This window comes from Pseudolysinimonas kribbensis, assembly GCF_030161895.1.
GTDB classification, from domain to species: domain Bacteria; phylum Actinomycetota; class Actinomycetes; order Actinomycetales; family Microbacteriaceae; genus Pseudolysinimonas; species Pseudolysinimonas kribbensis.
Map to the genome: position 1 here is coordinate 2,342,944 of NZ_BSVB01000001.1, position 24,354 is coordinate 2,367,297.

Here is a 24,354-nt window from a genome sequence, read left to right on the forward strand (position 1 = left end):
GTGACGATCCGGCTCTACGACACGCGCGAGCAGCAGTTGCGTGACTTCACGCCGCTCGTCGAGGGCGAGGTCGGGCTCTACGTCTGCGGGCCGACGGTGCAGTCCTCGCCGCACATCGGCCACCTGCGCAGCGCCCTGGTCTACGACCTGTGGCGGCGCTGGTTCGAGCACCGCGGATACCGCGTCAGGTTCATCCGCAACGTCACCGACATCGACGACAAGATCCTCGCCAACGAGAGCGCGACGGAACCCTGGTGGGCGGTCGCGTACCGGGTGGAGACGGAGTTCTCGGCCGCGTATCGCGCGCTCGGCATCCGGGAGCCCACCTACGAGCCGCGCGCGACCGGCAGCGTGCCGCAGATGCTGGAGCTGATCCAGCGCCTGATCGACGGCGGGCATGCCTACGTCGCCGACGACGACACGGGCGACGTCTACTTCGACACCACCACCTGGCCCGACTACGGCGCCCTGACCCGCCAGCGGCTCGGCGACATGGCCGAGTCGGCCGACGCCCCCACGCGCGGCAAGCGCGACCCGCACGACTTCGCGCTCTGGAAGGGCGCCAAGGCCGGCGAACCGGCGTCGGCGAGCTGGCCGGCACCCTGGGGAGCCGATGGCGCGGGCGGCGGACGGCCGGGATGGCACATCGAGTGCTCCGCGATGTCGCGCCGCTATCTCGGCGATGCCTTCGACATCCACGGCGGCGGACTCGACCTGCGCTTTCCGCATCACGAGAACGAGCTCGCCCAGTCGAGTGCGCTGGGCTTCGGCTTCGCGCAGTACTGGGTGCACAACGGGCTCGTGAACGTCGAGGGCCAGAAGATGTCGAAGTCGCTCGGCAACTCGGTCTTCGCGGGCGAGGTGCTCGGCGGTGCGCGGCCGATCGTGGTGCGCTACTACCTCGCGAGCGCGCACTACCGCTCGACGATCGACTACCAGAACGGGTCGCTCGCCGAGGCGGAGGCCGCGTTCGAGCGGATCGAGGGGTTCCTGGCACGCACGGCGAAGGCGCTGGAGGCCGAGCCGGCGACGGGTGTGCCCGGCGCCGTTCCTGAGGCGTTCGCGGCGGCGATGGACGACGACCTCGGCACGCCGCAGGCGTTCGCCGTGCTACACGAGACGGTGCGGGCCGGCAACGCGGCGCTCGACGCGGGCGACCTCGCGGCGGCGGCGACGGCGCGGGCGCAGGTGCTCGCGATGACCGGTGTGCTGGGCATCGACCCGACCGCACCCGAGTGGGCGACCGGCGGCGACGGGGCGGATGCCGCGGCACTCGGCGTGCTCGTCGAGCGACTCCTCGACGACCGGGCCCGTGCGCGGGCGGCGAAGGACTTCGGAGCGGCGGATCGCATCCGCGACGAGCTCGCGGACGCCGGCATCGTGCTGGAGGACGCCGCGAACGGGACCCAGTGGAGCGTGGGCTGATGACGAAACCGGGACGGCCGGGCGGCCGCAAGGGCGGCAAGAAGGGCGCGACCACGGGCACCGGCGGCCACGGCCGCAAGGCGCTCGAGGGCAAGGGCCCGACCCCCAAGGCGGAGGACCGCAGCTGGCACGTCGCCGGCAAGCGCAAGGCGGCCAACGACCGGCTCGAGGCCGCGCGCACGCGCTACGGGCGCGGCGGCACGGGCGCGGGATCCTCGGGCGGGCAGCGCCGGCCGGCACCGCGGTCCCGCCGGGGCGAGGAGAGCGAGGTCGTGACCGGCCGCAACTCGGTGCTCGAGGCGCTGCGGGCACGCATCCCGGCCACGGCGCTCTACATCGCGGCGCGCGTGGAGATGGACGACCGTCTCAAGGAGACGCTCGCCCTCGCGACGAAGCGCGGCATCCCGGTGCTGGAGGTCATGCGCCCGGAGCTCGACCGGCTGAGCGGTCCGGATGCCGTGCACCAGGGCGTCGCGCTCAAGGTGCCGGCCTACGAGTACGCGCACCCGCTGGAGCTGCTCGACCGGATCGAGGACGGCGGCGGCGTGCCGCTGCTCGTCGCCCTCGACGGGGTGACCGACCCGCGCAACCTGGGGGCGATCATCCGCTCGGTCGCGGCGTTCGGCGGCCAGGGCGTGATCGTGCCGTCGCGCCGGTCGGTCGGGATGACGGCGGCGGCCTGGAAGACCTCGGCCGGTGCGGCGACGCGCGTGCCCGTCGCGATGGCGCCGAACCTCACGCAGACGCTCAAGGAGCTCAAGGCGCGCGGCGTCTTCGTGCTCGGACTCGACGGGGGCGGCGACCTGTCGCTGCCCGGTCTGGAGCTCGCGCCGCAGCCGCTCGTGCTCGTCGTCGGCAGCGAGGGCGACGGACTCTCGCGGCTCGTGACCGAGACCTGCGACGCGGTCGTGTCGATCCCGATCGAGTCCTCGACGGAGTCGCTCAACGCCGGGATCGCCGTGAGCGTCGCGCTGTACGAGATCGCGAAGCTCCGCGCCGAGCGCTGAGGCTCAGTCGCTGAGGCCGAACCGGGCGTGCAGCCGCGTCAGCGGCGCGGGCGCCCACCACATGATCCGGCGCTGCCAGGTCATGAACGCCGGCACGAGCAGACAGCGTACGAGCGTCGCATCGATGAGCACGGCGACGGCCAGACCGATGCCGAGCTGTTTGATGACCATGAGGTCGCCGCTGGCGAACCCCAGGAACACGAGAACGATGATGAGCGCGGCCGATGTGATGATGCGTCCGGAGCGCTGCAGGCCGAGGGCGATGGCCTCGGGACCGGGCAGGCCGGCATCCACCCGTTCCTTGATGCGCGACAGGATGAACATCTCGTAGTCCATCGCGAGCCCGAAGCCGAACACGAAGGTCAGCAGCAGCACGAGCACGTCGACGCCGTAGACGTGCGACGGGTCGAAGCCGAGGATCGGCGCGAAGTTGCCCAGCTCGAACCCCCACACCAGCACGCCGACCGAGGCGCCGAGTGAGAGCGCGCTCGCGATGAGCGCCTTGAGCGGCACGACGAGCGATCCGGTCATGAGGAACAGCAGTGCGATGGTGCCGATCGCGATGATGAGGGCGGCCCACGGCGCTCCGCGCAGAAGGGAGGCCGACAGGTCGGTCGTCGACGCGTCGATGCCCGACACCCAGTGCCGGAAGGGGGCGGGTCGGCCCGGATCTCCTGCACGACCGCGATCCCGTCGCGGCCGTCGACGCGCACGCGGGCGCCCCAGCCGTCGCCGGAGCGCACCGGGGCGGCGACGGAGTGCACGTGGTCGAGCGACTCCACGCTCCGCGACCAGGTCTCGGCGTCGGCGCGCGTCGAGGTGACCAGCTCGACCCGCACGAGGGCGGCATCCGGGAAGCGGTCGTCGAGCGTGGTCTGGAACGCGTACTGCGTCGACACCCGCGGGATCGCGTCGACGCTCGTGTTGGCCAGATGCAGCGTGAACAGCGGACTGCCGACCGCGACCAGCACGACGACGCACGCGAGCGTGACGAGCGCCGGATGCCGTTGCACCCGCCGCGTGAGCCGCGAGAAGAACCCGTCGTCGGGCGCGATGTCGCCGAAGCGCGCGACGAGAGCCCGGACCCCCGGCACCCGCGCGAGCGCACCGGGGCGGATCAGGCGCTCGCCGCTCAGCGACAGCAGCGCCGGCATGAGCGTGAGCGCCGACGCGATCGCGATGACCGTGACCGCCATGGCCGCGACGCCGATCGCCTTGATCATGTCGGGCTCGAAGACGAGCAGGCCGAGCGAGGCGATCGCGAACGTCGTGCCCGAGAACGCGACGGTACGGCCGGCGCGGTCGGTCGTCAGCGCGATCGCGTCGATCCGCGCGCCGCGGCCGCGAGCCGAGGTGCGATACAGCTCGCGGAAGCGGCTCACCATGAGCAGCCCGTAGTCGATCGAGAGGCCGAGCCCGACCGCGGTCACGACGTTGATGACGGTGTTGGCGACATCCATCACGTACGTGAACCCGAGCAGCGCGCCCAGGGCGCCGAGGATCGAGGCGCCCGCGCCGACCAGCGGCAGCCCGGCAGCGAGGAACCCGCCGAAGACGAACAGCATCACGAGCAGCGCGACCGGCAGCGCCACCGTCTCGCCGCGGCGCAGATCGTTCTCGGAGGTGCCCTGCAGCGAGTCGGTGAGGAGGCTGCCGCCGCCCACTTCCACGGTCGAGTGCGGGAATGCGTCGCGGATGCGGTCACGTGCCTGTTCGAGCACGTGCCGCACGCGCAGCTTTGCCGCGGTCGACGGGTGCTCGGAGATCGAGGCGGTCAGCAGCACGCCGCGGCCGTCCTTCGAGAACAGCGGCGCGAGCTGCGGCGCCCGCGACCCGTCGGGCAGCGCCGGGATCGCGAGCGGGTCGGTGTACGCGACATGCGGCAGCGGCCCCAGCCGGTCACCGAGGTCGGCGGCGAGTTCCGCCAGCCGGGTCGAGTGGGGGTCGACGCCGTGCACCAGGAGCGTGAAGCCGGTCGTGCCGGAGCCCGAGCTCAGCAGATCCTGACCCTGCTGCGCCTCGCCCTGCACCCTCGGGATGCCGTCGCTGAGCCGCTGGAACAGCGTCTGTCCCCCGCGCCCCCGAGGGCGAACGCTCCGGCGGCGCCGAGCACGATCCCCCACACCACGAGCACGACGACCGGATGCCGTGCCGACGCCCGCCCGAGCGCCGCCAGCGGGCGCCGATGCCCGCGAGTGACCACTTTGTGCGCCTCGTGGGCGGGCGAGTGGTCGAAATCGGTCATTCGCGGGTCAGACGCGGTCGCGCCAGTTCTCGCCCTCGAGGTCGATGACCTCGGTGGGGAGGGTGAGCGCGCTCGTCGGGGGCCGTAGACGGTCGCCTCGTCGCGGCGGTGGCGCAGCACCGTGTCGATGTAGGAGGTCAGCGCCTCGGCGAGCGGCACGTTGCGGTCCTCCTCCTGCGAGCGGTACCAGCGGTGCTCCAGCAGCTGGTGGAACAGCTCAGCCGGCTCGAGCTTGCCGCGCAGATCCTTCGGGATCGCGCGGGTGATCGGCTCGAAGACGCGCACGAGCCACTCGTGCGCCACGACCTCCTCGTCGCGGCCCACCCGGTCGCCGCTCGTGCGGTAGGCGTCGAGGTCGTTGAGCAGCCGCCGCGCCTGGTTCTCGCCCGCGTCGAGGCCGGTGAGCCGCAGCAGCCGGCGGGAATGGTGGCCCGCGTCGACGACCTTCGGCTGGATGCGCACCCGGCTGCCGTCGGCATCCCGCCGCACCGAGATCTCGTCGACGTCGAACCCGAGATCGTTGAGCCGCTCGACCCGGCGGGCGATCCGCCAGCGCTCCGACTCCGGGAACGATTCGGATGCCGTGAGCTCGGTCCACAGCGACCGGTACGCCGTGACGATCCCGTCGGCCACGCGGATCGGGTCGATCGCGTCATCGAGCCGGCCGCCGGACTCGAGGTCGAACAGCTCGCCCGCGATGTTGACGCGTGCGATCTCGAGGTCGTGCTCGCGCTGGCCCTCGCTGAGGCCCGCCTCGTGCAGCACTCCGGTCTCGGCATCCACGAGGTAGGCGGCGAACGATCCCGCGTCACGACGGAACAGCGTGTTGGACAGCGACACGTCGCCCCAGAAGAAGCCCGCGATGTGCAGCTTCGCCAGCAGCACCGCGAGCGCGTCGACGAACCGCACCGCCGTCTCGGGTCGCAGGGTCTGGGAGAACAGGGCCCGGTACGGCAGCGAGAAACGCAGGTGCCGTGTGACGAGGGCGGGCTCCAGCACCTCGCCGTCGGCCGTCGCGCGGTTCGTGATGACGGCGACCGGCTCGACGCAGGGCAGCTCGAGCCGCTCGAGCGTGCGCAGCAGGTCGTACTCATGGCGGGCGAGATCCTCCGTCGTCTCCTTGACCGCGATGACCGTGCCGCCGAGGTTGACGAACCGCACGAGGTGGCGCGAGATGCCCTTCGGGAGTGCCGCGATCACGTCGTCCGGCCAGAGCTCGAGCGGCAGATCCCACGGCAGATCGAGCAGCGGTGTCGGGTCGGCGACGGTCGACGTGATGTTCAGCGCGGAGACCACGCCCCGAGCCTAGGAGCAGCGCGCCGTGTTCCGTGCGCCCGGTTCTCAGCGCACCGCGCCGAGCATCTCGCTCAGATTCCCGGGCCGCGGAGACAGCTCGCCGCGCTCGATGCGATGCGCGAGGTCGGTGACCACGCGATTCACCGGCGTCGGCACGCCGGTCTGGGCACCCTTGGCCGCGACCAGGCCGTTGAGGTCGTCGACCTCGCTGTGCCGGCCGCTGCCTCGACGCCAGTCCTGCAGCACCGTCGTGGTCGCGCCGGGCACCACGAACCCGGCGAACAGCTTGTCGGTCATGATGTCGACGATGCGCGAGCGATCGGCGATCTGGGCCCGGGTCAGGCCGAAGATCGGCAGCACCCTGTATCCCAGCGCGCCGCCGACCGCGAGGGCCTCGTTCCCCGCGGCGATCATGACGTCGCGGTAGCCCGGCGTCTGCAGCGCGTCGAGCATCGGCAGGCCCAGGATCGCCGAGGTGACCAGGAGCGTCGCGTTGCTCACCAGCTTCATCCATTTGGCGCTCTCGATGTCGTCGAAATGATCGACGGTGCCCGAATGCCGCAGCAGCGCCGCGACCTCCTCCTCGCGCTCCGCGGAGGGCCGCCCGGCAGGGTGCCCGTCGCGAACCAGGAGCGGGACACGGGCGTGTGCCGATGGACGAGCGCCGGCTCCTCCATGGTCGCCGAGCACTCGATGACGGTCGCCACCGTGCGGTGCGCGCCCACGATCTCCTCGACCACCCGCGCGGTCATGCCGTTCTGCACCCCGGCCATGAGGCCGTCGGCCGCGAGATGCGGCTCGAGGAGCTGCGCGGCCCAGCGGGCGTCGTACGCCTTCATCAGCATCAGCACGACGTCGAACGGGCGCCTCGATTCCGCGACCTCGCAGAGGTGGATCACCTCCGGCTCGACGCGGATCGTCTCCTCGGGCGTCTGCACCGTGAGGCCGTCGGAGCGCATGCGCTCGACGTGCGCCGGCCACTGCTCGATCAGGGTGACGTCGCGGCCGGCGCGGATGAGGTCGGCACCGATGGAGGCACCGTTGGCGCCCGCACCCAGCACGGCGATCCGGGGTTCGGTCATCGCGACTCCTTACAGCTGGGACGCACACGGACGGCGCCTGCGTTGGTATTTTGCGCCTCGCGCAGCAGAATGTGTACATCATGGCTGAACATCCGGTCCGGCCGCGCGATCACCTCGACGAAGAGAGCAGCACGATGATCCTCCACATCGCCCAGTTCACCTGGAAGCCGGAGGTGACGGCCGCCGACGTCGATGCCCTCACGACCGCGCTCGAGCAGATGGCGGCGCAGATTCCGCAGATCCTGTCGTACCGTGCGGCTGCGAACCTCCGCGTGCGTCCGAGCACCACGGACTACGCCTGCGCGGCCATCGTGGCCGATGCCGACGACCTCGCCGCGTACCTCGACCACCCGCTGCACAAGGCGGTCTACGACCAGCACCTGGGCCGGATGGTCGCGGAGCGCGCCGCGGCGCAGCTGCCGATCGAGTCCGGGAGCTTCGCGTGACGGCGACGCCGGCCGCGGTGCTTCACGAACCGGGCGACCTGCGCATCGAGGAGGTCGACATCCCGCGGCCGGGGCCGGGCGAGGTGCTCATCCGGGTCGGCGTGTGCGGGGTGTGCGGCTCCGACGCGACCGAGTACGGCCGGAGCCTCGTCCTGGCCGAGCCGCCGGTCGTGCTGGGCCACGAGTTCGCCGGCACGGTGGAATCGGTGGGCGAGGGGTGACGTCGCTCGCACCCGGGGCGGTCGTGGTGTGCGGCGCCGGCATCTCGTGCGGTGAGTGCAAACCGTGCCGCCGGGGGCGCACGAATCTGTGCCGCAGCTACAAGACGATCGGATTTGCGTCGCACGGCGGCCTCGCGCGGTACGTCATCGCCCCCGCCGGCATCACGCTCGACGTGAGCGACAGCGGTCTGCCCATGGATACCCTCGGGCTCGCCCAGCCGATGGCGATCGCGGTCCACGCGGTCCGCCGATCCGGGCTCGCGGCCGGCGACGACGCCGTGATCGTCGGCGTCGGCGGGATCGGGGCGTTCATCACGGTCGCCGCCGTCGCCACGGGGGCGCGGGTGCTGGTCGTCGACCTCAACCCGGAGCGCCTCGAACTCGCGACCGCTCTGGGTGCGACGGCGACGCTGCGCTCCGGGGACGCCACCCTCACCGACCGGATCGACGAGCTCGGTTTCGACGTCGACGTGTTCTTCGAGGTGAGCGGCTCGCGACCCGGGCTGCAGTCGGTGCTCGAGGCCGCCCCGCGCGGCAGCACGATCGTGCCGGTCGGCATTCAGCGGGGCGAGCCGGAGCTGCCGCTCGGGCACTGGACCCTCGACGAGATGAAGGTCGTGGGCACGGTCGCGCACGTCTTCGCGACCGACTTCCCGGAGGCGGTCCGACTGCTCGGCACCCGCGACGACTGGAGCGACATCGCGCCGACCGCCTACCCGTTGAGCGGCCTCCTGCCGGACGCCCTGCAGCCGCTGCTCGATGGGTCGCCCGCGCAGATCAAGGCGCTCATCGATCCCTGGATCGAGGCCCCGCGCCCGGCCGACCATTCCCGATAGAGGGCCCCATCGACAGGCGCCACCGGCTTCAGTGCCGCGGGGGAGCCGCCGTCTCGGCGTCGGCGGCGTCGAAGCCGAGGAGCCGGAGCGCCGCCCGAGCACGAACCAGATCCCGCGGGCGTCCGTCGCACCGCGGTTGCTGAAGAGGTGCGGGCGCATCGACTCGAACTGCATCGAGTCGCCCGGGCCGAGCACATGGGTGTCGAAGTCGAGCTCGAGGGTCAGCTCTCCCTCGAGGATGTACGCGTACTCGTACCCGGAGTGCCGGGACAGGCGCCCGTCGCCGCTGCTCGTGGCCCCGGGCTCGTAGGTGACGAGCAGTGCGTCGGCCGGCCCGCCTGCGCCGACCGCGAGCCGTTCCCAGCGCACGCCGTTCTCGAGCAGGATCACCGGGTTGTCGGCCGCCCGCTGCACGTCGGGAAGCGCATCGCCGCTGTGGCCGAACATCGGCCCGGGCTGGCTGCTCGCGGGCGTGATGCCGAGCAGCTCGTCGAGGGAGACGCCGAGGTAGCTCGCGATCGCATACAGCGTCGCGACCGATGGCTGGGTCTTGCCGGTCTCGACCTGCGACAGCAGCGACGCCGAGACGCCGAGCGCCTGCGCGACGCTGCGCAGGCTCAGACCGCGTCCGGTGCGGGCGTCCCGCAAGTGTGCACCGATGCTCTCCGTGGGCATGCCGCTCCCGCCTGAATCGACTGTCGCCGACTGTACACGGCGGTGAACAGCCTCCGGCCATCGTTCAGCCCTGCTGTACGCTGTGAACAAGATCTGCCGCCGCATCCGCCGAGGGAGCACTCGATGAAGAGCACCGGGACGACCGGGACCAACGCCGTCGACTGGGAGGAGCGGGTCGACATGGACCGGCTCCGGGATGCACGGCTCGCCCGCCTGCATGCCGAGCTCGAGAGGTCGTCGCTGGGCGCGGTGCTCGCCTTCGACTTCTCGAACATCCGGTACGCGTCGGCCACGCACATCGGCACCTGGGCGATGGACAAGCTGATCCGGTTCTGCCTCGTCACGCGCAAGACCGACCCGATCGTGTGGGACTTCGGCTCCGCCGCGAAGCATCACGCTCTCTACAACCCGTGGCTCGACGTGACGACGCAGGAGGCCGACGCCGACCCGTCCTCGCCGCACGAGGGGCCAAGCGCACCCGCCTCGAGTCGGGCGCGCGCGCCGGGATCTCGACACTGCGCGGCGCCTTCCCGCCCGATGCCGATCTGGCCGGCGACCTCGCGCGCAAGATCAAGCGCGAGCTCGAGAAGTTCGGTCTGGCGAACGAGCCGCTCGGCGTCGACGTCGTCGAGCTGCCGGTGCTGCTCGCACTGCAGCGGGAGGGCATCGAGGTCGTCGACGGGCAGCAGGTCTTCATGGAGGCGCGCCGGATCAAGACGCCCGATGAGATCCGCCTGCTCACGCAGGCAGCGTCGATGGTCGACGGCGCCTACGAGGAGCTCTACCGGTTCCTGCGACCGGGGGTGCGCGAGAACGAGGCGGTCGGGCTGGTCGCGAAGACCCTCTACGACTACGGGTCGGAGTACGTCGAGGGCGTCAACGCCATCTCGGGTGAGCGCTGCTCGCCGCATCCGCACGTCTTCAGCGACCGGATCATCCGACCGGGCGACCCCGCGTTCTTCGACATCCTGCACAGCTGGAACGGCTACCGCACCTGCTACTACCGCACGTTCGCGGTCGGCTCCGCGAGCACCGCCCAGCGTGACGCCTACAAGAAGTGCCGCGAGATCATGGATCGCGCGATCGCCCTCGTGAAGCCGGGCGCGACGACCGCGGACATCGTCGCGGTCTGGCCCAAGGCCGAGGAGTTCGGCTTCGCCGACGAGATGGCCGCGTTCGCGCTCCAGTACGGCCACGGCGTCGGCCTCTCCATCTGGGAGAAGCCGATCTTCAGCCGGCTCACGTCGTTCGACCACCCCGAGACGATCCAGGAGGGGATGGTGTTCGCCCTCGAGACCTACTGGCCGGCGGCAGACGGCTGGGGCGCGGCGCGGATCGAGGAGGAACTCGTGGTCACCGCCGACGGCTGCGAGGTGATCACGAAGTTCCCGGCGGAGGAGCTCATCGTGGCGGGTCGGCAGTACTACACGATCGACGGCCCGCTGAACCTGAATCGCGATTCCCAGTCCAGCCGCAACACGGTCTGGGGCCGGGGCGAGGCGTGACGACCCTCGGGTTCCTCGGCCTCGGGGCGATGGGCTCCGGGATGGCGGCGCGCCTGGTCGACGCCGGTCACGAGGTGCTCGTCTGGAATCGCTCGAAGGAACCGCTGGCCGGACTGGTCGCGAAGGGTGCGCGGGAGGCGGGGAGCCCCGCGGAGGCGCTCGCCGCCGAGGTGTCGTTCTCGATGCTCGCCAACGATCAGGCGACCGGGCAGGTGCTCGCCGACCCGGAGATCGCCGCCGCCGCCGGGTCGACCCACGTCTGCATGGCGTCCGTCTCGCCGGAGCTCGTGACGGACCTCGCCGAGCGCTTCGCGGCGGTCGGAGCGGGCTTCGGATCCGCCCCGGTGCTCGGCCGCCCGCCCGACGCGGCCGCGGGGCAGCTGAACATCATGTTCGCCGGTCCGCCCTCCGTGCTCGAGACGGCGACGCCGTACCTGGAGCTCCTGGGCAAGCGGATCTGGAACCTCGGGACGAACCCGGCCCAGGCGAACATCGTCAAGATCTCGGTGAACTACAACATCATCCACGCGATGCAGGCCCTCGGTGAGTCGATCGCCATGGTCGAGCGCCAGGGCGTCGATCCGGCGGCCTTCGTCGAGCTGCTGACCAGTTCCCTGTTCGGCGGCGTCGCGTACAGCGGGTACGGCGCCGAGATCGCGAACCGGTCGTACCAGCCGGCCGGGTTCGAGATGGCCCTCGGCTTCAAGGACCTGCTGCTCGCCGAGGGCGTGCAGGAGCTGGGCGGCGTGAACGCCGCGACGATGCCCGCCCTGCGCGCCGTCTTCGAACGGGCGCTCGCCGACGACGACCTCCGCGACGCGGACTGGGGCGCCATCGCCGAGGTCACCCGCCGCGATCTGCTCGGGCCCGCCTAGGCGCGACGCCATGCTGCGCGGCGGCGGGTCAGCGTGCGGAGGCCGGATCGCCGGCCCTGCCGAAGACCGACGCGAGGGCGTCCTCCAGTCGGTGCGCGGCATCGTCGCCGGCCTCCCGCGCCCGCCACGCCACGATGCCGTCGGGCCGCACCAGCACGGCGCCCGAGTCGGTGATCCCGTACCGCTCGGCGAAGGCGCCGTCGGGCGCGACCACGACGTGCACGCCGAGCTCGGCTCCGGTGCGCTCGACCGCCTCGCGAGCGGCATCGGTCCAGCCGGACTCGCCGGACGCGACGAGGAGCACCGGCCGGGTGCCGAACAGATCCAGGATGGACGCCGCCGTCCCGTCGAGCGAGATCTCGACGTGCGGGGCTCGCGACCCGGGCACGCCACGGAGGTCGCGAGGATGCCCGTGCACCTCGAACGCCTCATCCGGATCCTCGACGATCGCGCTCGAGCGGTAGCGGGTGCCGAGGTCGATGTTCGCATCGTCCACGGTCTGCTCGAAACCGCCCTCGCGCAGCGACGGCGCCGCCCGCACCACGTAGCGGGCGTACGCCTGCTCGACGGTGAACGCGGCGACCGGCTTGCGCTCCGCCTCGTAGCTGTCCAGGAGCCGGGGGTCGGCGTCGCCGCGCAGCACCGACGCGAGCTTCCAGGCGAGGTTGTGGGCGTCGTGGATCCCGGTGTTGCCTCCGTAGCCGCCGTACGGCGGCATCACGTGCGCGGCATCGCCGACGAGGAGGACGCGCCCGTCGCGCCAGCGGTCGGTCACATCGGCGCTGGCCTGCCACTCCATGACGTCGTCGATCGTCACCTCGATGTCCGGGACGCCGAGCCCCGCGCGGACGAGTTCGATGCACCCTGCTCGGTCAGTCCGGTCCAGACATCCGAGTTGGGGTTGGCGGGGTCGCCCAGCCCGTGCACGGCGAGGAAGCCCGCCTGATAGGGCTTCTGGATGCGGAAGAAGCCCTGCAGGGTGTCGTTGACGACCATGATCACGCCGAGCGTCCGGTCGCGCAGCAGCGGCCGGACGTCGGCGCGGAAGTAGATGGTCACGCTCTTCGAGAAGGTGCCGTGACCGGTCTGGCCGATGCCGAGCTGCTCGCGGATCCCGCTCTTCACGCCGTCGGCCGCGATCAGGTAGCGCGCCCGCACCGTCGAGACCGGGCCGCCGTCGCGGTCGCGGATCCGGGCGGTGACGCCGTCCTCGTCCTGCTCGAAGTCGACGAGCTCGGTGCCGAACCGGATGTCGGCGCCCAGCTCCCGCGCACGCTCCTCGAGCAGCGGCTCGATCGCGATCTGCGACGCGAAGAGGCGCTCCGAGGGGCTGAGGTCGCGCACGCCGTCGTTCAGTCGGGGCAGATACCAGGCGATCTCCTCGCCGGCGAGGCTGACGACGGCCATGATCGCGGCATCCTGATCGAACTGTTCGCTGGAGCGGTCGCGGATCGCGTCCTCGAGGCCGATGGTGCGCATGATCTCCATCGAACGCTGCATGATGAAGGCCGCGCGGGGGTGGATGGCGGTGCCGCGATGGCGCTCGACCACCATGGTGGGAACGCCGAAGTGGCCCAGCAGGGCCGCGGTCGTCATCCCGACCAGACTGCCGCCGGCGATCAGGACGGGGACGTCGTGATCTGCTGTCGATGTCGTGCTCATGCCTCAGCTCCGTTGCTCGGCCGTGCAGCTCGATGCGCCGCACGCTCACCCGCACCATATGGACGCGCCGCGCCCGCACGCATCGGCGCAGCGTGCACGCGTCTGTTCGCAGCGCGCAGGATCGCGGCGGCGCGCGCCCCGCACGGCCGCCCCGGTCGGAGGGTGCCGTGAACGAGGTCGACGTCGTCGAGACGGCGGACGACGCGCCGGGCTGGAACGCGGCGCTCGAGCGCTCCTTCATGCGCTTCGCCGTCGAGTCGCACGGCGACCGGGGCTTCCACGGCAGCTTCCGCGTCCGACGCGCGGGGGCATCGATTTCATCGCCATGGTGACCGATCGGCACGTCTCGCATCGAAGCGCCGAGAGCATCGCCTCCGATGAGCGCGCGGACTTCCTCGTCTGCCTGCAGGTCGACGGCGTCGGCGAGTTCTCGCAGGGATCGCGCACCGCGACCGTGCGACCCGGCGACGTCACGCTGTTCGACTCGACGGTCCCCGCGTCGGTCGCCAGCAGCGACGGCTACCGGAGCCTCTGCGTACGCCTGCCGCATCAGCTCGTCGGCGTCTCCCGTTCGGCGATGAGCGAGCTCACCGCCATCCGGTTCGCCCCCGACGACGGCCTCACCCCCGCCTTCGGAGCGCTGCTCGCCACCGTCGACCGGGCCTGGGACCGCATCCCGGGGAGGGCCAGGAGCCTGGCGGCCCACAACACGGCGGATCTCCTGACCACGATCTTCCTCACGACGCTGGGCAGGCGGCCGGCCCGTCCCGCCGACGAGACCGACCTGGAGCGCATGCTCCGCTACGTCGATCGCCACCTCGCGGACCCCGAGCTGTCGCCCGGGGTGATCGCCGCTGCGCACTACATGTCGCTGCGCCGTGCCCACGGCATCTTCCACGACGCGGGGCTGACGATCGCCGGTGCGATCCTCCGGCGCCGCCTGGAGCGCTGCCGTGCCGACCTCATCGACGTGGCGGATGCCGAGGTGCCGGTGGCGAGGATCGGCGTCCGCTGGGGGTTCCGCACGGCGACGCAGTTCGGCCGCGCGTTCCGCACCGGCTTCGGCGAGCCGCCCGCGACCTACCGCTCGCGCTTCGGCGCCGAGTAGCGGGCGAGCCCGCGGGATCGGTCAGATCAGGGCGCTGCCGCGGTCGACGTAGAGGTGCTGGCCGGAGATCCCCCTGTTGTCCAGGAGGAAGCGCGTCGTCTCGACGACATCCTGCATCGTCGCGAGCTTGCCGCCCGGGGTGTGGTTCTCGTAGCCCTCGAGCACCCCGGCGGGTTTGCCGGCCCAGAACGGACTGTCGCCGATGATGCCGGGATGGATGGCGTTGACGCGCATCGGCGCCAGCTCGAGCGCGAGCGTGTGGGTGAGGCCCATCACGCCGCCGTTGATCGTCGACACCGTCGTCGAGCCCGGGTAGGGCAGGTCCTTCGCCCGGCCGCCGAACAGCACGATGCCGGTCGCGTTCGAGGGTCGAGCCGGTCGAGCAGCGTGTGGATCGTCTCGGTGTAGCCGACGAGCTTGAGCACCACGAGCCGTCGTGCGCGCTCGATCGAGTAGTCGCGGGCGCTGTTCGCGTCGCGCTCGATCGCCGCGAGCACGAGACCGTGCACCGCTCCCACCGGTCGGAGGGCTTCGGCGATCGTCTCGGGCTCGGAGATGTCGAGGGCGATCCCGCTCGCGCCGGGCCCGATGCCCGCGGCGATCTCCTCGGTGCGCGTCCGGTCGCGACCGGTGATGATGACCCGGTCGCCGTGGGCGATCACGTCCTTCGCGATCTCGAGGCCGATGCCGCTCGTTCCGCCGACGACGATGATGGTCCGGTCGCTCATGGTCCGTCTCTTCCGGAAGTTGTACTGGACACCTGTGTTCAGTGTTGCTTAACTAAAGCACAGTCGACCCGATCGGGGAAAGTCACGCCGCGCGATGGCGCGCGGCCCCGGAGCCGACCGCGAATCAAGGAGGATGAGCACCCCATGACCGTTCCCCAGGCTGGCCGACCCGTCGTATTCCGAGGCGGCATCGTGCTGACGATGGACGACGCGCACACCATCGTGCCGGGCGGCGACGTGCTCGTCGTCGACGGCCGGATCGCCGAGGTCGGCACCGCGTTGACCGTGCCCGACGGCACCCACGAGATCGACGCATCCGGCGGCATCGTCATGCCCGGCATGGTCGACACCCACCGCCACATGTGGCAGACCGCGATGCGCGCCTACGGGGCCGACTGGACGCTCACCCAGTACTTCGTCTGGTACTACCTGCAGTACGGCAAGCTCTTCCGGCCCGAGGACTACGTCGCCGGCAACCTGATCTCCGCGCTCGACGCCATCGAGTCGGGCACGACCACGAGCGTGGACTGGTCGCATGGTCTGCGCACGCCCGAGCACGGCTGGGCGGCGTACGAGGCGCTCGCGACCTCGCCGGGACGATACGTCTTCGCCTACGGCAACATCCACGCCGCGCCCTGGGAGTGGACCGCGGACCCCGAGGTGCGCAAGATCCTCGAGGCGTCGCGTGACGACGCCCGGATGTACGGCACCCAGATCGCGTTCGACGTCTCCGACCAGGACGAGAACTTCCCCGAGCTCGCGGCGTATCGGGCCGCCAAGGAGCTGGGGCTGCGGGTCACCACCCACGCCGGCGTGTGGGGTGCCACCAACGACTGGGGCATCAAGAACGCCTACGACGCGGGGGTGATGGAGGAGGGCTTCACCTACGTGCACGCCGCCTCGCTCTCCGCGGAGTCGTACCAGAAGATCGCGGCGACCGGCGGCAACGTCTCGCTCGCCACCGAGTCGGAGGACACCTGCGGCCAGGGCTATCCGCCGCTGCACCAGCTGCGCAAGTACGGCATCCCGACCTCCTCTCGGTCGACACGAGCGTCTGGGAGAGCGCCGACCTGTTCTCGCAGATGCGTGCGACCGTCAACGCCGATCGCGCCCTCGAGCACTACCTCGCGCATCAACTGGAGCCGGCCGAGACGGTGACCCACGTCAAGCTGCGCGTCGAGGACGTGGTGCACATGGCCACCCGCGGCGGGGCGCACGCGATCGGCAAGGACGACGAGATCGGCTCGCTCGAGAAGGGCAAGCTGGCGGATGTCGTGCTCCTGAAGAACGACGACTCGCCCACCTGGGCGCCGCTCATCAATCCGTACGGCCAGATCGTCTACCAGGCTCAGCGCGGTGACGTGCACACGGTGCTGGTCGGCGGCGAGGTCGTGAAGTCCGAGGGCAAGCTCGTCGCCGGCGATCTGAAGGGCGTCAAGGCGAAGCTCGAGAGCACGGTCGCGTACCTCGAGCGCGAGGTGGGCGACGACTGGATCTCGGGGCAGTTCCCGGAGATCCCCGAGGCCGAGGTGCTCTACAACCCCTACCAGTACAAGAAGTAGGCGGCGCCGGAAGCGGGGCCGGCAGACGACGCCGGCTCCGGCCCCCGGGCACCGTCAGGTCGCCCGAGGGTACTCCGGTTGGCGTCGCTCGGATGCGCTACAGGCCGCGACTGCCCTTGATGGCGAAGTACACGATGATGCCGATGACGATCACGGCGAGGATCAGCCCCGGCACGGCGAGCCAGCTCAGATCGGGAAAGGTTCCCGTGTCGTGGCAGGGGCCCGTGGTGGCGCAGGAAGTCGGAACCGTCTCGACGTTCACCCTTGCTCCCGGGTTGATCCTCGAACCCTAGGCCGGCCCTACTCCGTGGCTGCAGTCCACTTTCGTGCTGAGAGGTAGTCGCCATCCATCCACAGCCGCGGCCATCGACGCCGGGAGCGCGGCTGCAGGCATCAGTACTCGTTCGCGATGACGAGCTCCTGTGCCGGGAACCGCGTCAGGATCTCGGTGCCGTACTCGGTCACCACGACCTCCTCCTCGATCCGCGCCGCCGACATCCCGTCCGAGGCGGGACAGTAGGTCTCCATCGCGAACACCATGCCCGGCCGGATCTCGACCGGGTCCTTCAGCGAGTTGAGCCGCGAGATGATCGGTCGCTCGTGCAGGCCGAGACCCAGGCCGTGCGCGAACTGCAGACCGAAGGCGGCGAGCTCGCTGTCGAACCCGAACTCCTCGGCACGCGGCAGCACGCTCGCGACCTGGTCGGACCCGACACCCGGCCGGATCGCGTCGAGCGCGGCATCCATCCACTCCCGCGCCTGCTTGTAGGCGTCGCGCTGCGACTCCGTCGCCCAGCCGACCCCGAAGGTGCGGTAGTAGCAGGTGCGGTAACCGTTGAACGAGTGGATGATGTCGAAGAACGCCTGATCGCCGGGCCGGATGATGCGGTCGGTGAAGTTGTGCGGGTGCGGGTTGCAGCGCTCGCCCGAGATCGAGTTGACGGCCTCCACCTGATCGCTGCCGTACTCGTACAGGCGTGCGTTGGCCAGCGCCACGATCTCGTTCTCGCGCACCCCGGGTCGCAGCGCGTCGACGATGTCCTGATAGACGCCGTCGACCATCGCGGCGGCCTGGTTGAGCAGCATGATCTCGTCCTGGTTCTTGATGACCCGCGCGTCGAGCATCGATTGCTGCGCGTCCGCGACCCGGAGACCCTGGCGCTGCATCTCGAACAGGAACGTCGGCTCGACGAGATCCAGGCCGACGGGGGCGTCGGCGAGGCCGTTCGCGCCCAGCAGCGACTTGATCTCGGCGACGGCGTCGACCATCAGATCGGAGCCCCCGGTCGGGTCCACCGCGCCCTTGAAGCCGAGGAAGCCCGCCCGGTAGTTCTCCTCCGGCACCCAGTCGGAGTAGAGCTTGTGGTGCTTCACCGCCGACCCGAAGTCCCACAGGATCGGGTCCTGGCCGCGCATCAGCAGCGCGTAGCGGATCATCTTGTCGCCGAGCGCCCCGCCGATCCAGGTCTGCGTCGTGTACCGGATGTTGTAGAAGTCGAAGAGCAGGAAGGCCCCGCACTCGCTCGCCTCCAGCGCCGCCTTCGCGCGGTCGAGGCGATAGCGCCGGAGCCGGTCGAAGTCGACGCGGTGCTCGTAGTCGACGCCGGCCTGTCCCGGCGCGCCGAGCGGCCGGATGCCGGCGGGTCGCTGCGATGGTCGCTCGAAGAGCCGGCTGGGCTTGTACCGGTGGCCGTGCTCGGCGCCGGTTCCGTGGTCGGGGCTCATCATTCCTCCGGGGCGAGTCCGTCGTCGACCGGCACGTTCTCCGACTCGATCGACATGCCCGAGTGCTTGGCCCACGTCATGATGAGCGAGGAGAAGTCCTGCTCCGTGTTGCCGTCGCCGACCTCGCTCGCGACGACCTGGCGGGTCGCCGAGGTGACCGGCATCACGACGCCGAGGTCGTGCGCGGCGGCGAGGCCGAGGTCGAGGTCCTTGCAGAGCAGGACGTTGGTGAAGGTCGCCGCGAAGTCGAGGTTGACCAGCGCCGGCGACTTGTACCGGGTGAACGCGGATCCCATGACGGAGTCGTTGAAGAAGCTCAGGAAGTCGCTGCGCCTCACGCCCGCCTTCTCGGCCAGCAGCGTGATCTCGATGAGGTTCTGGATGACGACGCCGAGCATCACGTTGTGCGCGATCTTCACGATGCGGGCGAGTTCGCCCTCGCCGACGTAGGTGACGCCGCGGCCCCAGGTCTGCAGCACGGGTTCCACCTCTTCGAACACCGCGCGCGGTCCCGAGACGGCCACCGTCAGCTTGCCCGCGGCGATGACCTTCGGATTGCCCGAGACCGGGGTCGCCAGGAAGCCGACCCCGCGTTCCTCGGCCGCCGCGCGGACGCGCTTGCTGGTCTCGGTGTCGACGGTCGAGGAGTCGCCGATGATCCGCGGCGTGGTCGCCGGGTCGGTGAGCAGTCCGCGCTCGCCGAGCATGACCTGTTCGAGGTCGGCGCCGGTCGACACCATGCTGAAGACGATGTCGCGCCCGGCCAGATCGATCGGGTGGTCGACGATCGTGGCCCCGGACGCGGCCAGCGGCTCGGCCTTCGCCTTCGTGCGGTTGTAGACCGCGACGTCGTAGCCGGCGCGGAGCAGGCGCTGGGCGAGCTGCAGGCCCATCCGGCCCGCGCCGATCCAGCCGATGGTGGGCAGGGAGCTGTCGGTCATGTGGTGTGTCATCCTTCCGGGATTCTATGCAATCGGTTGTATCGGCGGGCGTGCCGAGCGGCCGGCCGATCGGCCACGTTCAGTCGGCGGGCACCGCGGCGACGGCCTGGATCTCCAGACGCAGTCGGGGATCGGTCGCGAGGCGGGTGATCTGCACGGTCGTGCTCGTCGGGATGTGCCCGCCGAACCACTCGCCCTGCACGCGGTTCACGACATCCTGGTCCTCGTCGATGTTCGTGAAGAACCGGGTGAGCCCCACGACGTCGGAGCGCTGCGCCCCGGCGGCGCGCAGCGCGTGATCGAGATTGTCGAAGAGGATCTGCACCTGGCCGTCGATGTCGGCCGGCACGGCGTCGATGACCGACGCGACGTGCGGATGGTCGTGATACACCGGCGCGCCCGTGACGCCGCTGATGAAGACCAGGCGCGCGTTCGAGACGGTGCGGATCGCCGGCACGAAGGGGCTGCGGATGGCCTCGTCGTAGCCCTCGTGGTGCAGGATCTCGGAGGCGCCGCTGGCCACCTTCCGGGGTTCGGGGATGGAGGTCATGCCGATGTTCCTTCCGTCAGCCGGCCGGCCGACCACGTGATGCGGCCGCCCATGATGGTGAGCTCGCTGCGGATGCCGGCGAGGTCGTCGTCCGCGCACGAGAACGGGTCGTCGGTGGGCACCATGAGGTCCGCGTCGAAGCCCGGCAGCAGCCGGCCGCGGTGATCGTCGTCGCCGGTGAACCACACGGCGTCGGCGCTGTACGCCCGAAGCGCCTCGTCACGGCTCATCAGGTGCCGCGCGGCCCGCACGCCCGCGCCGTCGACGGACCGGCCGGTGACGAACCAGGCGATCGAGGCCCACGGCGAGAACCAGTTCGCGCGCGTCGCGTCGCTGCCGGCCCCGATCGGGATCCCGCGCGCTCGCAGGTCCGCGACCGGCTGCGCGTCGGCGGCGGCCCGCTCACCCCACCGTTCGACGTAGTCGCCGCCCTTGAGCACGTGCCGGTTCTGCACGAGCACACCGAGGCCGAGGGCCGCGATCCGGTCGAGGTTGGCGGGGCTCGCCGCGTCGGCGTGCACGATCGACCACCGCCGCCCGCGGATGCCGCCGGTCTCCGCCTCGACCTCTTCCCACGCGTCGAGCACGCGGCCGACGGTCTCGTCGAGCACGGCGTGCATCGACATGCGCCAACCGCGCTGCGCACACAGCCGACTGATCTCCCGCAGTTCGGCGACCGCCGCGTCATCGACCTGGACCTCGTCCAAGCCCTCGAGGTCGTGGCATCCGAGGTGCACCACCTCGCCCACCCCCGAGACGGCGAGCACGTCGTCGCCGAAGTCGTGCTGCTGGTGCTCGGTGTAGGCCGAGAAGTCGGCGAGCTCCCCACCGCGGGTCCAGGCCGAGATGAAGAGCCGGAAGCGCAGCGGGAGGTCGCCGGAGCGCCAGAGGTCGAAGAGGGCGTCGTAGTCGGACGGGCGTACCAGCAGGCCGCCGCCGTCGTTCACGCCGGTGAGCCCGTGGCTCGCGAACTCCTGCGCCATCGCGCGCGTGCCGACGACCGCCTGGTCGTGATCGACCGCGAGGGCGAGGCCGGTCGGTACCGCGAAGGCCCCCGTGCCGTACAGCACGCCGGTGGGTGCGCCGTCGGTGCCGCGCTCGAGCCGGCCGCGCGCCGGGTCCGCGGTGCCCGCGTCCGACCAGCCGCACGCGGCGAGACCGGCCGTGTTCAGGATGCCGACGTCGTAGGTCTCCTGCACGTAGACCGGATGCCGGGGCGCCGCGGCCGTGAGCTCCTGCGACGTGGGCAGGCGGCGCTCGGCGAGCTGTCGCCGACTCCACCCGCCGATCACCGGGATCCAGGCCCCGTCCGGCAGCTGCGCGGCACGCGCCCGGATCATGTCGAGACCCTCGCCGATGCTGCGCACGTCGTCCCAGCGCACCGAGACCGACCAGCCGGCGCCGGCGCGCATCGCGTGGATGTGCGAGTCGACCAGACCCGGAAGCACCCGCCGTCCGTCGAGGTCGACGACCCGGGTCGCGTGCGGGGCGTACGACGCGAGGTCGGCATCCGAACCGGTCGCGAGCACCCGGCCCCCGGAGATCGCGAGCGACTGCACCTCGGCGGGGCCGTCACCCGCCTGGGCGAGGGTCGTGATCCGCCCGCCGCGCAGCAGCAGGTCGACAGCCGGTCCGGTCACGTCAGACGCCGAGGTACTGCTCGAGGCGCACCGTGTCGTCGCGCAACTCGGCGGGGGAGCCGGTCCAGGGCACCTCGCCGTCCTCGATGATCACGATGCGGTCCGCCATCTCGAGTGCCAGGTCGACGTTCTGCTCGGCGATGAGCACCGACAGGCCCGTGCCCCGCAGGCCGCGATCCGGTCCTGGATGACGTCGAGCACGCTCGGGGCGAGCCCCTCGCTCGGCTCGTCCATCACCAGCAGCGACGGGTTGGTCATGAGGGCGCGCCCGATCGCGAGCATCTGCTGCTCGCCGCCGGAGAGCGACTTGGCGTAGGAGCGCTGGCGCTCGGCCAGGCGCGGGAAGAAGTCGAAGACGCTCTCGAGCGTCCACGGCTCGCCGGTGGTCGAGGTCCGCTTGCGGACCGCGGTGAGGTTCTCGACCACGGTGAGCGACCCGAACACGCGTCGCCCCTGGGGCACGATCGCGATGCCCGCCCGGTTGATCTGGAAGCTGGATCGCTTGGTGATGTCGGCTCCGTCGTAGGAGATCGTCCCCGCGGTGACGACCGGCGGACGCAGACCGCAGATCGTGCGCACGAGCGTCGTCTTGCCCATGCCGTTGCGGCCGAGCAGCGCCACGGTCTCGTCACCGGCCACCGTCAGATCGACGCCGTGCAGCACCCGGGCGCCCGCGTAGCCGGCATGCAGGCCGGTGACGTCGAGGGTCATCGCTTGTCCCGCCTTCCCAGGTAGATCTCCTTGACGGTCTCGTTGCTCCGGACCTCGTCGGGGGTGCCGGTGACTACGTGCCGTCCGTTCTCCATGCACATGACGCGGTCGGTGAGGCCGAGGGCGAGCGACATGTCGTGCTCGATGAGCAGGATCGGCAGGGTGCGGGGAGCTCCTCGATCAGCTGCTTCAGCGTGACCCGCTCGACCGCGGAGAGGCCGGCGGCCGGTTCGTCCAGGAGGAGGATCTGGGGCTCGCCGACGAGCGCCATGGCGATCTCCAGCTGACGCTGCTCGCCGTGGGAGAGATCGGAGACGATGTCGTCGCGACGCCCGTGCAGGCCGACCTGGGCCAGGGCGTCGATCGCGCGGTTGCTCACGGCGTCGTTCGCGCGCTGCGGCCACCAGAAGACCCGCGCCTTCGCGGAGCCGCCGCGGGCCGCGACCCGGACGTTGTCGAGCACCGTCATGTCGCGGAAGAGATTGGAGATCTGGAAGGTGCGGCCGACGCCCATCCGGGCCCGGCGTGCGGCGCCGATCCGCGTCACGTCCTTCGCGAACAGCTGGATGGACCCCGAGGTCGGGATCACGTCGCCGGCGATCATCTTGAACAGCGTGGTCTTTCCGGCGCCGTTCGGGCCGATGACCCCGATCCGCTCGCCGGCGTGCAGGGTGAGGGAGATGCCGTCGACGGCCTGCACGCCGCCGTACCGCTTGCCGACCTCGTCGATGACGAGCACGGGGGCGCCGGCCCCGGACCCTCGCGGGTCCGGAGCCGTCGCCGTCGTCGTATCAGCCGCCATCAGCCCTGGAAGGAGTTGGTGTACGGCTTGCTCTTGTCCTGGTCGATGACCTTCTGCGGGTCCTTGCCCAGGAACTGCGAGACGTTGTCGTTCTCGGCGATGACGTCGTTGTACAGCTTGCCGTCATCGTGACGCTTCACCTCGCGGACGTAGACCGGGCCGACCATGTTGTTGCCCTTCTCCCACGAGACCTTGCCGAAGATGCTGTCCTCGAACTTGAACGACGTGATGCTCGACACGAGGTCGGGTCCGGTCACGAGGCCCTTGTCCTTGAGCACCCGGTCGAGCAGCGAAGCGGTCATGTACCCGCCGGCGATGTAGGCGCCGGGGATGGTGCCGGTCGCCTCCGTGTACTCCTTCACGAAGTCCTGGGTCGCCTTGTTCTTCGCGCCCTCGGCCCAGTAGCTGATCGACTTGAGCCCGACGATCTTGTCACCGTTGCCCGACTTGTCCAGCGACACCAGGGTGCCCTGATCCGCGGCGCAGCAGTTGAGCAGCAGCTTGTCGAGGTCGCCGCCGGCACCGAGGTAGGCGTTGATGAACGCCGGTCCCGGGGCACCGCCCGCCGTCGCCACGTAGATCACGTCGGCCTTCAACGCGAGCACCTGGGAGACGTACGACGCGAAGTCGGTCGTGCCGTTCGGGGCCCAGATCTGCTTGACGATCTCGCCGCCCGCGTCCTTGAAGCCCTGCGTGAATCCGGCGCAGGACTCCCAGCCGAAGGAGTAGTCGGAGCAGACGGTGACGGCCGTCTTGGCGTCACCCTTCGTCGCCGCCCACTCTCCGCCGGCGTAGTTCGCCTGCGTGCCGCCCATCGAGCTGGTGCGGACGGTGAGGTCGTTGGCGCCGCTGAGCGTGAGGTTGTTCGACGCCGCCACCGGTTCGAGGTTCGGGATGCCCTGGCTGAACGTGTACGCCGCCACCGCGGAGGCGGTGTTCGCGATGAGCGGGCCGACGACGATGTCGACGCCGTCCTGCTCGACCAGCTTCTTGGCCTTCGACAGCGACTGGTTCACGTCGCCCGCGTCGTCCTCGTACGTGGTCGCGATCTTGACGCCGCCGGCCTTGTTCTTGGCCTGGTCCCAGTAGAACTTCCAGCCGTCCTCCATCTGCTGCCCCGCGATCGCGAACGTGCCGCTCGTGGGGGAGATGAAGCCGACCTTGAGGGTGCCGGTGTCTTTCTTGGAGCCCGAATCGGAATCGTTCGATGCGCCGGGAGGGGCGCAGGCCGCGAGTGCGAGGGCGGCGGCGACGCCGAGACCCGCGAGCGCCGCGAGGCGACCGCGAGCTGACATCTTCGTCGACATCATGC

Annotated in this window: 26 protein-coding genes and 4 pseudogenes; 11 read left to right on the forward strand and 19 right to left on the reverse strand. The window is 70.8% G+C overall.

Going from position 1 to position 24,354, the window contains the following annotated elements; translation table 11 throughout:
- Complete coding sequence (gene cysS / locus QQK35_RS12930; protein ID WP_284254531.1) at positions 1-1,425, forward strand: cysteine--tRNA ligase; 1,425 nt, start codon at positions 1-3, stop codon at positions 1,423-1,425.
- Positions 1,425-2,432, forward strand: coding sequence for a 23S rRNA (guanosine(2251)-2'-O)-methyltransferase RlmB (gene rlmB / locus QQK35_RS12935; protein ID WP_284254532.1), 1,008 nt, complete (start codon positions 1,425-1,427; stop codon positions 2,430-2,432). The genes cysS and rlmB overlap by 1 nt, the downstream gene beginning before the upstream one ends.
- 3 nt (positions 2,433-2,435) lie before the next feature.
- Here rlmB and QQK35_RS12940 read toward each other — a convergent pair whose 3' ends face one another.
- The 5 genes and pseudogenes from QQK35_RS12940 to QQK35_RS12960 all read right to left on the reverse strand — a co-directional run bounded on the left by QQK35_RS12940 (position 2,436) and on the right by QQK35_RS12960 (position 7,055).
- The gene (locus tag QQK35_RS12940; RefSeq protein WP_284254533.1) at positions 2,436-3,071 is read right to left on the reverse strand and encodes an MMPL family transporter; all 636 of its coding nucleotides are present in this window, start codon (positions 3,069-3,071) and stop codon (positions 2,436-2,438) included.
- The gene (locus QQK35_RS12945; protein ID WP_284254534.1) at positions 2,960-4,462 is read right to left on the reverse strand and encodes an MMPL family transporter; all 1,503 of its coding nucleotides are present in this window, start codon (positions 4,460-4,462) and stop codon (positions 2,960-2,962) included. The genes QQK35_RS12940 and QQK35_RS12945 overlap by 112 nt, the downstream gene beginning before the upstream one ends.
- A gap of 222 nt (positions 4,463-4,684) precedes the next feature.
- Positions 4,685-5,973, reverse strand: a pseudogene (locus QQK35_RS12950) (DUF4032 domain-containing protein).
- Positions 5,974-6,018: 45 nt separating this feature from the next.
- Positions 6,019-6,483: a ketopantoate reductase family protein gene (locus QQK35_RS12955; RefSeq protein WP_284254535.1), complete on the reverse strand. Its 465-nt coding sequence runs from the start codon at positions 6,481-6,483 to the stop codon at positions 6,019-6,021.
- The gene (locus tag QQK35_RS12960; protein WP_284254536.1) at positions 6,480-7,055 is read right to left on the reverse strand and encodes a ketopantoate reductase family protein; all 576 of its coding nucleotides are present in this window, start codon (positions 7,053-7,055) and stop codon (positions 6,480-6,482) included. The genes QQK35_RS12955 and QQK35_RS12960 overlap by 4 nt, the downstream gene beginning before the upstream one ends.
- Positions 7,056-7,135: 80 nt before the next feature.
- On the opposite strand from QQK35_RS12960, the gene QQK35_RS12965 reads away from it, so the two are divergent.
- The 3 genes and pseudogenes from QQK35_RS12965 to QQK35_RS12975 all read left to right on the forward strand — a co-directional run bounded on the left by QQK35_RS12965 (position 7,136) and on the right by QQK35_RS12975 (position 8,558).
- Positions 7,136-7,501, forward strand: coding sequence for a Dabb family protein (locus QQK35_RS12965; RefSeq protein WP_284254537.1), 366 nt, complete (start codon positions 7,136-7,138; stop codon positions 7,499-7,501).
- Between the two features lie 110 nt (positions 7,502-7,611).
- A pseudogene (locus QQK35_RS12970) lies at positions 7,612-7,838 on the forward strand (alcohol dehydrogenase catalytic domain-containing protein); the annotation flags it as partial.
- A 105-nt stretch (positions 7,839-7,943) separates the two neighbouring features.
- Entirely contained in the window at positions 7,944-8,558 is a 615-nt protein-coding gene (locus QQK35_RS12975; RefSeq protein ID WP_284255702.1) for a zinc-binding dehydrogenase, read from the forward strand.
- Between the two features lie 114 nt (positions 8,559-8,672).
- Here QQK35_RS12975 and QQK35_RS20515 read toward each other — a convergent pair.
- Positions 8,673-9,626 (reverse strand): annotated as a pseudogene (locus tag QQK35_RS20515) (helix-turn-helix domain-containing protein); the annotation flags it as partial.
- Between the two features lie 17 nt (positions 9,627-9,643).
- Between QQK35_RS20515 and QQK35_RS12980 the strand changes: the two are divergent.
- Positions 9,644-10,738 carry a M24 family metallopeptidase gene (locus QQK35_RS12980; RefSeq protein ID WP_284254538.1) on the forward strand — a complete coding sequence of 365 codons (1,095 nt, stop codon included), beginning with the start codon at positions 9,644-9,646 and terminating at the stop codon, positions 10,736-10,738.
- Positions 10,735-11,613, forward strand: a complete 879-nt coding sequence (locus QQK35_RS12985; protein ID WP_284254539.1) for an NAD(P)-dependent oxidoreductase — start codon at positions 10,735-10,737, stop codon at positions 11,611-11,613. The genes QQK35_RS12980 and QQK35_RS12985 overlap by 4 nt, the downstream gene beginning before the upstream one ends.
- 28 nt (positions 11,614-11,641) lie before the next feature.
- On the opposite strand, the gene QQK35_RS12990 is transcribed toward QQK35_RS12985, so the two are convergent.
- Both QQK35_RS12990 and QQK35_RS12995 read right to left on the reverse strand, forming a co-directional pair.
- Entirely contained in the window at positions 11,642-12,499 is an 858-nt protein-coding gene (locus QQK35_RS12990) for an FAD-dependent monooxygenase (protein ID WP_284255703.1), read from the reverse strand.
- A complete protein-coding gene (locus QQK35_RS12995; protein ID WP_284254540.1) occupies positions 12,427-13,275 on the reverse strand; it encodes an FAD-dependent monooxygenase in 849 nt (282 codons plus the stop codon). Before QQK35_RS12995 ends, QQK35_RS12990 begins: the two co-directional genes overlap by 73 nt.
- A gap of 167 nt (positions 13,276-13,442) precedes the next feature.
- On the opposite strand from QQK35_RS12995, the gene QQK35_RS13000 reads away from it, so the two are divergent.
- Complete coding sequence (locus QQK35_RS13000; protein WP_284254541.1) at positions 13,443-13,607, forward strand: hypothetical protein; 165 nt, start codon at positions 13,443-13,445, stop codon at positions 13,605-13,607.
- Positions 13,604-14,383: an AraC-like ligand-binding domain-containing protein gene (locus QQK35_RS13005; RefSeq protein WP_284254542.1), complete on the forward strand. Its 780-nt coding sequence runs from the start codon at positions 13,604-13,606 to the stop codon at positions 14,381-14,383. The genes QQK35_RS13000 and QQK35_RS13005 overlap by 4 nt, the downstream gene beginning before the upstream one ends.
- Before the next feature lie 21 nt (positions 14,384-14,404).
- Here QQK35_RS13005 and QQK35_RS13010 read toward each other — a convergent pair whose 3' ends face one another.
- Both QQK35_RS13010 and QQK35_RS13015 read right to left on the reverse strand, forming a co-directional pair.
- Positions 14,405-14,731 carry an SDR family oxidoreductase gene (locus tag QQK35_RS13010; protein ID WP_431311810.1) on the reverse strand — a complete coding sequence of 109 codons (327 nt, stop codon included), beginning with the start codon at positions 14,729-14,731 and terminating at the stop codon, positions 14,405-14,407.
- Positions 14,656-15,111 (reverse strand): SDR family NAD(P)-dependent oxidoreductase, encoded by a 456-nt coding sequence (locus tag QQK35_RS13015; RefSeq protein ID WP_284254544.1) that lies wholly within the window; start codon positions 15,109-15,111, stop codon positions 14,656-14,658. The genes QQK35_RS13010 and QQK35_RS13015 overlap by 76 nt, the downstream gene beginning before the upstream one ends.
- A gap of 330 nt (positions 15,112-15,441) precedes the next feature.
- Between QQK35_RS13015 and QQK35_RS19835 the strand changes: the two are divergent.
- Positions 15,442-16,059, forward strand: a pseudogene (locus QQK35_RS19835) (amidohydrolase family protein); the annotation flags it as partial.
- Between the two features lie 29 nt (positions 16,060-16,088).
- Positions 16,089-16,673: an amidohydrolase family protein gene (locus tag QQK35_RS13025; RefSeq protein WP_348535011.1), complete on the forward strand. Its 585-nt coding sequence runs from the start codon at positions 16,089-16,091 to the stop codon at positions 16,671-16,673.
- Between the two features lie 97 nt (positions 16,674-16,770).
- Here QQK35_RS13025 and QQK35_RS13030 read toward each other — a convergent pair whose 3' ends face one another.
- The 9 genes from QQK35_RS13030 to QQK35_RS13065 all read right to left on the reverse strand — a co-directional run bounded on the left by QQK35_RS13030 (position 16,771) and on the right by QQK35_RS13065 (position 24,352).
- A complete protein-coding gene (locus QQK35_RS13030; protein WP_284254547.1) occupies positions 16,771-16,935 on the reverse strand; it encodes a hypothetical protein in 165 nt (54 codons plus the stop codon).
- 131 nt (positions 16,936-17,066) lie between these two features.
- Positions 17,067-18,398 carry a M24 family metallopeptidase gene (locus QQK35_RS13035; protein ID WP_284254548.1) on the reverse strand — a complete coding sequence of 444 codons (1,332 nt, stop codon included), beginning with the start codon at positions 18,396-18,398 and terminating at the stop codon, positions 17,067-17,069.
- On the reverse strand, positions 18,398-19,339 hold the full coding sequence (locus QQK35_RS13040; RefSeq protein ID WP_284254549.1) for an NAD(P)-dependent oxidoreductase: 942 nt from the start codon (positions 19,337-19,339) through the stop codon (positions 18,398-18,400). The genes QQK35_RS13035 and QQK35_RS13040 overlap by 1 nt, the downstream gene beginning before the upstream one ends.
- Before the next feature lie 79 nt (positions 19,340-19,418).
- A complete protein-coding gene (locus QQK35_RS13045; RefSeq protein WP_284254550.1) occupies positions 19,419-19,889 on the reverse strand; it encodes a RidA family protein in 471 nt (156 codons plus the stop codon).
- Positions 19,886-21,529: an amidohydrolase gene (locus QQK35_RS13050; protein ID WP_284254551.1), complete on the reverse strand. Its 1,644-nt coding sequence runs from the start codon at positions 21,527-21,529 to the stop codon at positions 19,886-19,888. Before QQK35_RS13050 ends, QQK35_RS13045 begins: the two co-directional genes overlap by 4 nt.
- Before the next feature lie 90 nt (positions 21,530-21,619).
- The gene (locus QQK35_RS13055; protein ID WP_284254552.1) at positions 21,620-22,240 is read right to left on the reverse strand and encodes an ABC transporter ATP-binding protein; all 621 of its coding nucleotides are present in this window, start codon (positions 22,238-22,240) and stop codon (positions 21,620-21,622) included.
- Positions 22,237-22,374: an ABC transporter ATP-binding protein C-terminal domain-containing protein gene (locus QQK35_RS20520; RefSeq protein WP_431311811.1), complete on the reverse strand. Its 138-nt coding sequence runs from the start codon at positions 22,372-22,374 to the stop codon at positions 22,237-22,239. The genes QQK35_RS13055 and QQK35_RS20520 overlap by 4 nt, the downstream gene beginning before the upstream one ends.
- Complete coding sequence (locus tag QQK35_RS13060) at positions 22,314-23,042, reverse strand: ABC transporter ATP-binding protein (protein WP_284254553.1); 729 nt, start codon at positions 23,040-23,042, stop codon at positions 22,314-22,316. The genes QQK35_RS20520 and QQK35_RS13060 overlap by 61 nt, the downstream gene beginning before the upstream one ends.
- A complete protein-coding gene (locus QQK35_RS13065; RefSeq protein ID WP_284254554.1) occupies positions 23,042-24,352 on the reverse strand; it encodes an ABC transporter substrate-binding protein in 1,311 nt (436 codons plus the stop codon). The genes QQK35_RS13060 and QQK35_RS13065 overlap by 1 nt, the downstream gene beginning before the upstream one ends.
- Positions 24,353-24,354: the final 2 nt, after the last annotated feature.

What these genes read in the sequence shown, in the direction of transcription:
- rlmB (WP_284254532.1), top strand. Translation starts at nt 1,425, where the DNA reads ATGACGAAACCGGGACGGCCGGGCGGCCGCAAGGGCGGCAAGAAGGGC.
- QQK35_RS12955 (WP_284254535.1), bottom strand. Translation starts at nt 6,483, where the DNA reads ATGAAGCTGGTGAGCAACGCGACGCTCCTGGTCACCTCGGCGATCCTG.
- QQK35_RS12960 (WP_284254536.1), bottom strand. Translation starts at nt 7,055, where the DNA reads ATGACCGAACCCCGGATCGCCGTGCTGGGTGCGGGCGCCAACGGTGCC.
- QQK35_RS12965 (WP_284254537.1), top strand. Translation starts at nt 7,136, where the DNA reads ATGGCTGAACATCCGGTCCGGCCGCGCGATCACCTCGACGAAGAGAGC.
- QQK35_RS12975 (WP_284255702.1), top strand. Translation starts at nt 7,944, where the DNA reads ATGGCGATCGCGGTCCACGCGGTCCGCCGATCCGGGCTCGCGGCCGGC.
- QQK35_RS12995 (WP_284254540.1), bottom strand. Translation starts at nt 13,275, where the DNA reads ATGAGCACGACATCGACAGCAGATCACGACGTCCCCGTCCTGATCGCC.
- QQK35_RS13015 (WP_284254544.1), bottom strand. Translation starts at nt 15,111, where the DNA reads ATGAGCGACCGGACCATCATCGTCGTCGGCGGAACGAGCGGCATCGGC.
- QQK35_RS13035 (WP_284254548.1), bottom strand. Translation starts at nt 18,398, where the DNA reads ATGAGCCCCGACCACGGAACCGGCGCCGAGCACGGCCACCGGTACAAG.
- QQK35_RS13040 (WP_284254549.1), bottom strand. Translation starts at nt 19,339, where the DNA reads ATGACCGACAGCTCCCTGCCCACCATCGGCTGGATCGGCGCGGGCCGG.
- QQK35_RS13045 (WP_284254550.1), bottom strand. Translation starts at nt 19,889, where the DNA reads ATGACCTCCATCCCCGAACCCCGGAAGGTGGCCAGCGGCGCCTCCGAG.
- QQK35_RS13055 (WP_284254552.1), bottom strand. Translation starts at nt 22,240, where the DNA reads ATGACCCTCGACGTCACCGGCCTGCATGCCGGCTACGCGGGCGCCCGG.
- QQK35_RS20520 (WP_431311811.1), bottom strand. Translation starts at nt 22,374, where the DNA reads ATGTCGCTCGCCCTCGGCCTCACCGACCGCGTCATGTGCATGGAGAAC.
- QQK35_RS13060 (WP_284254553.1), bottom strand. Translation starts at nt 23,042, where the DNA reads ATGGCGGCTGATACGACGACGGCGACGGCTCCGGACCCGCGAGGGTCC.
- QQK35_RS13065 (WP_284254554.1), bottom strand. Translation starts at nt 24,352, where the DNA reads ATGATGTCGACGAAGATGTCAGCTCGCGGTCGCCTCGCGGCGCTCGCG.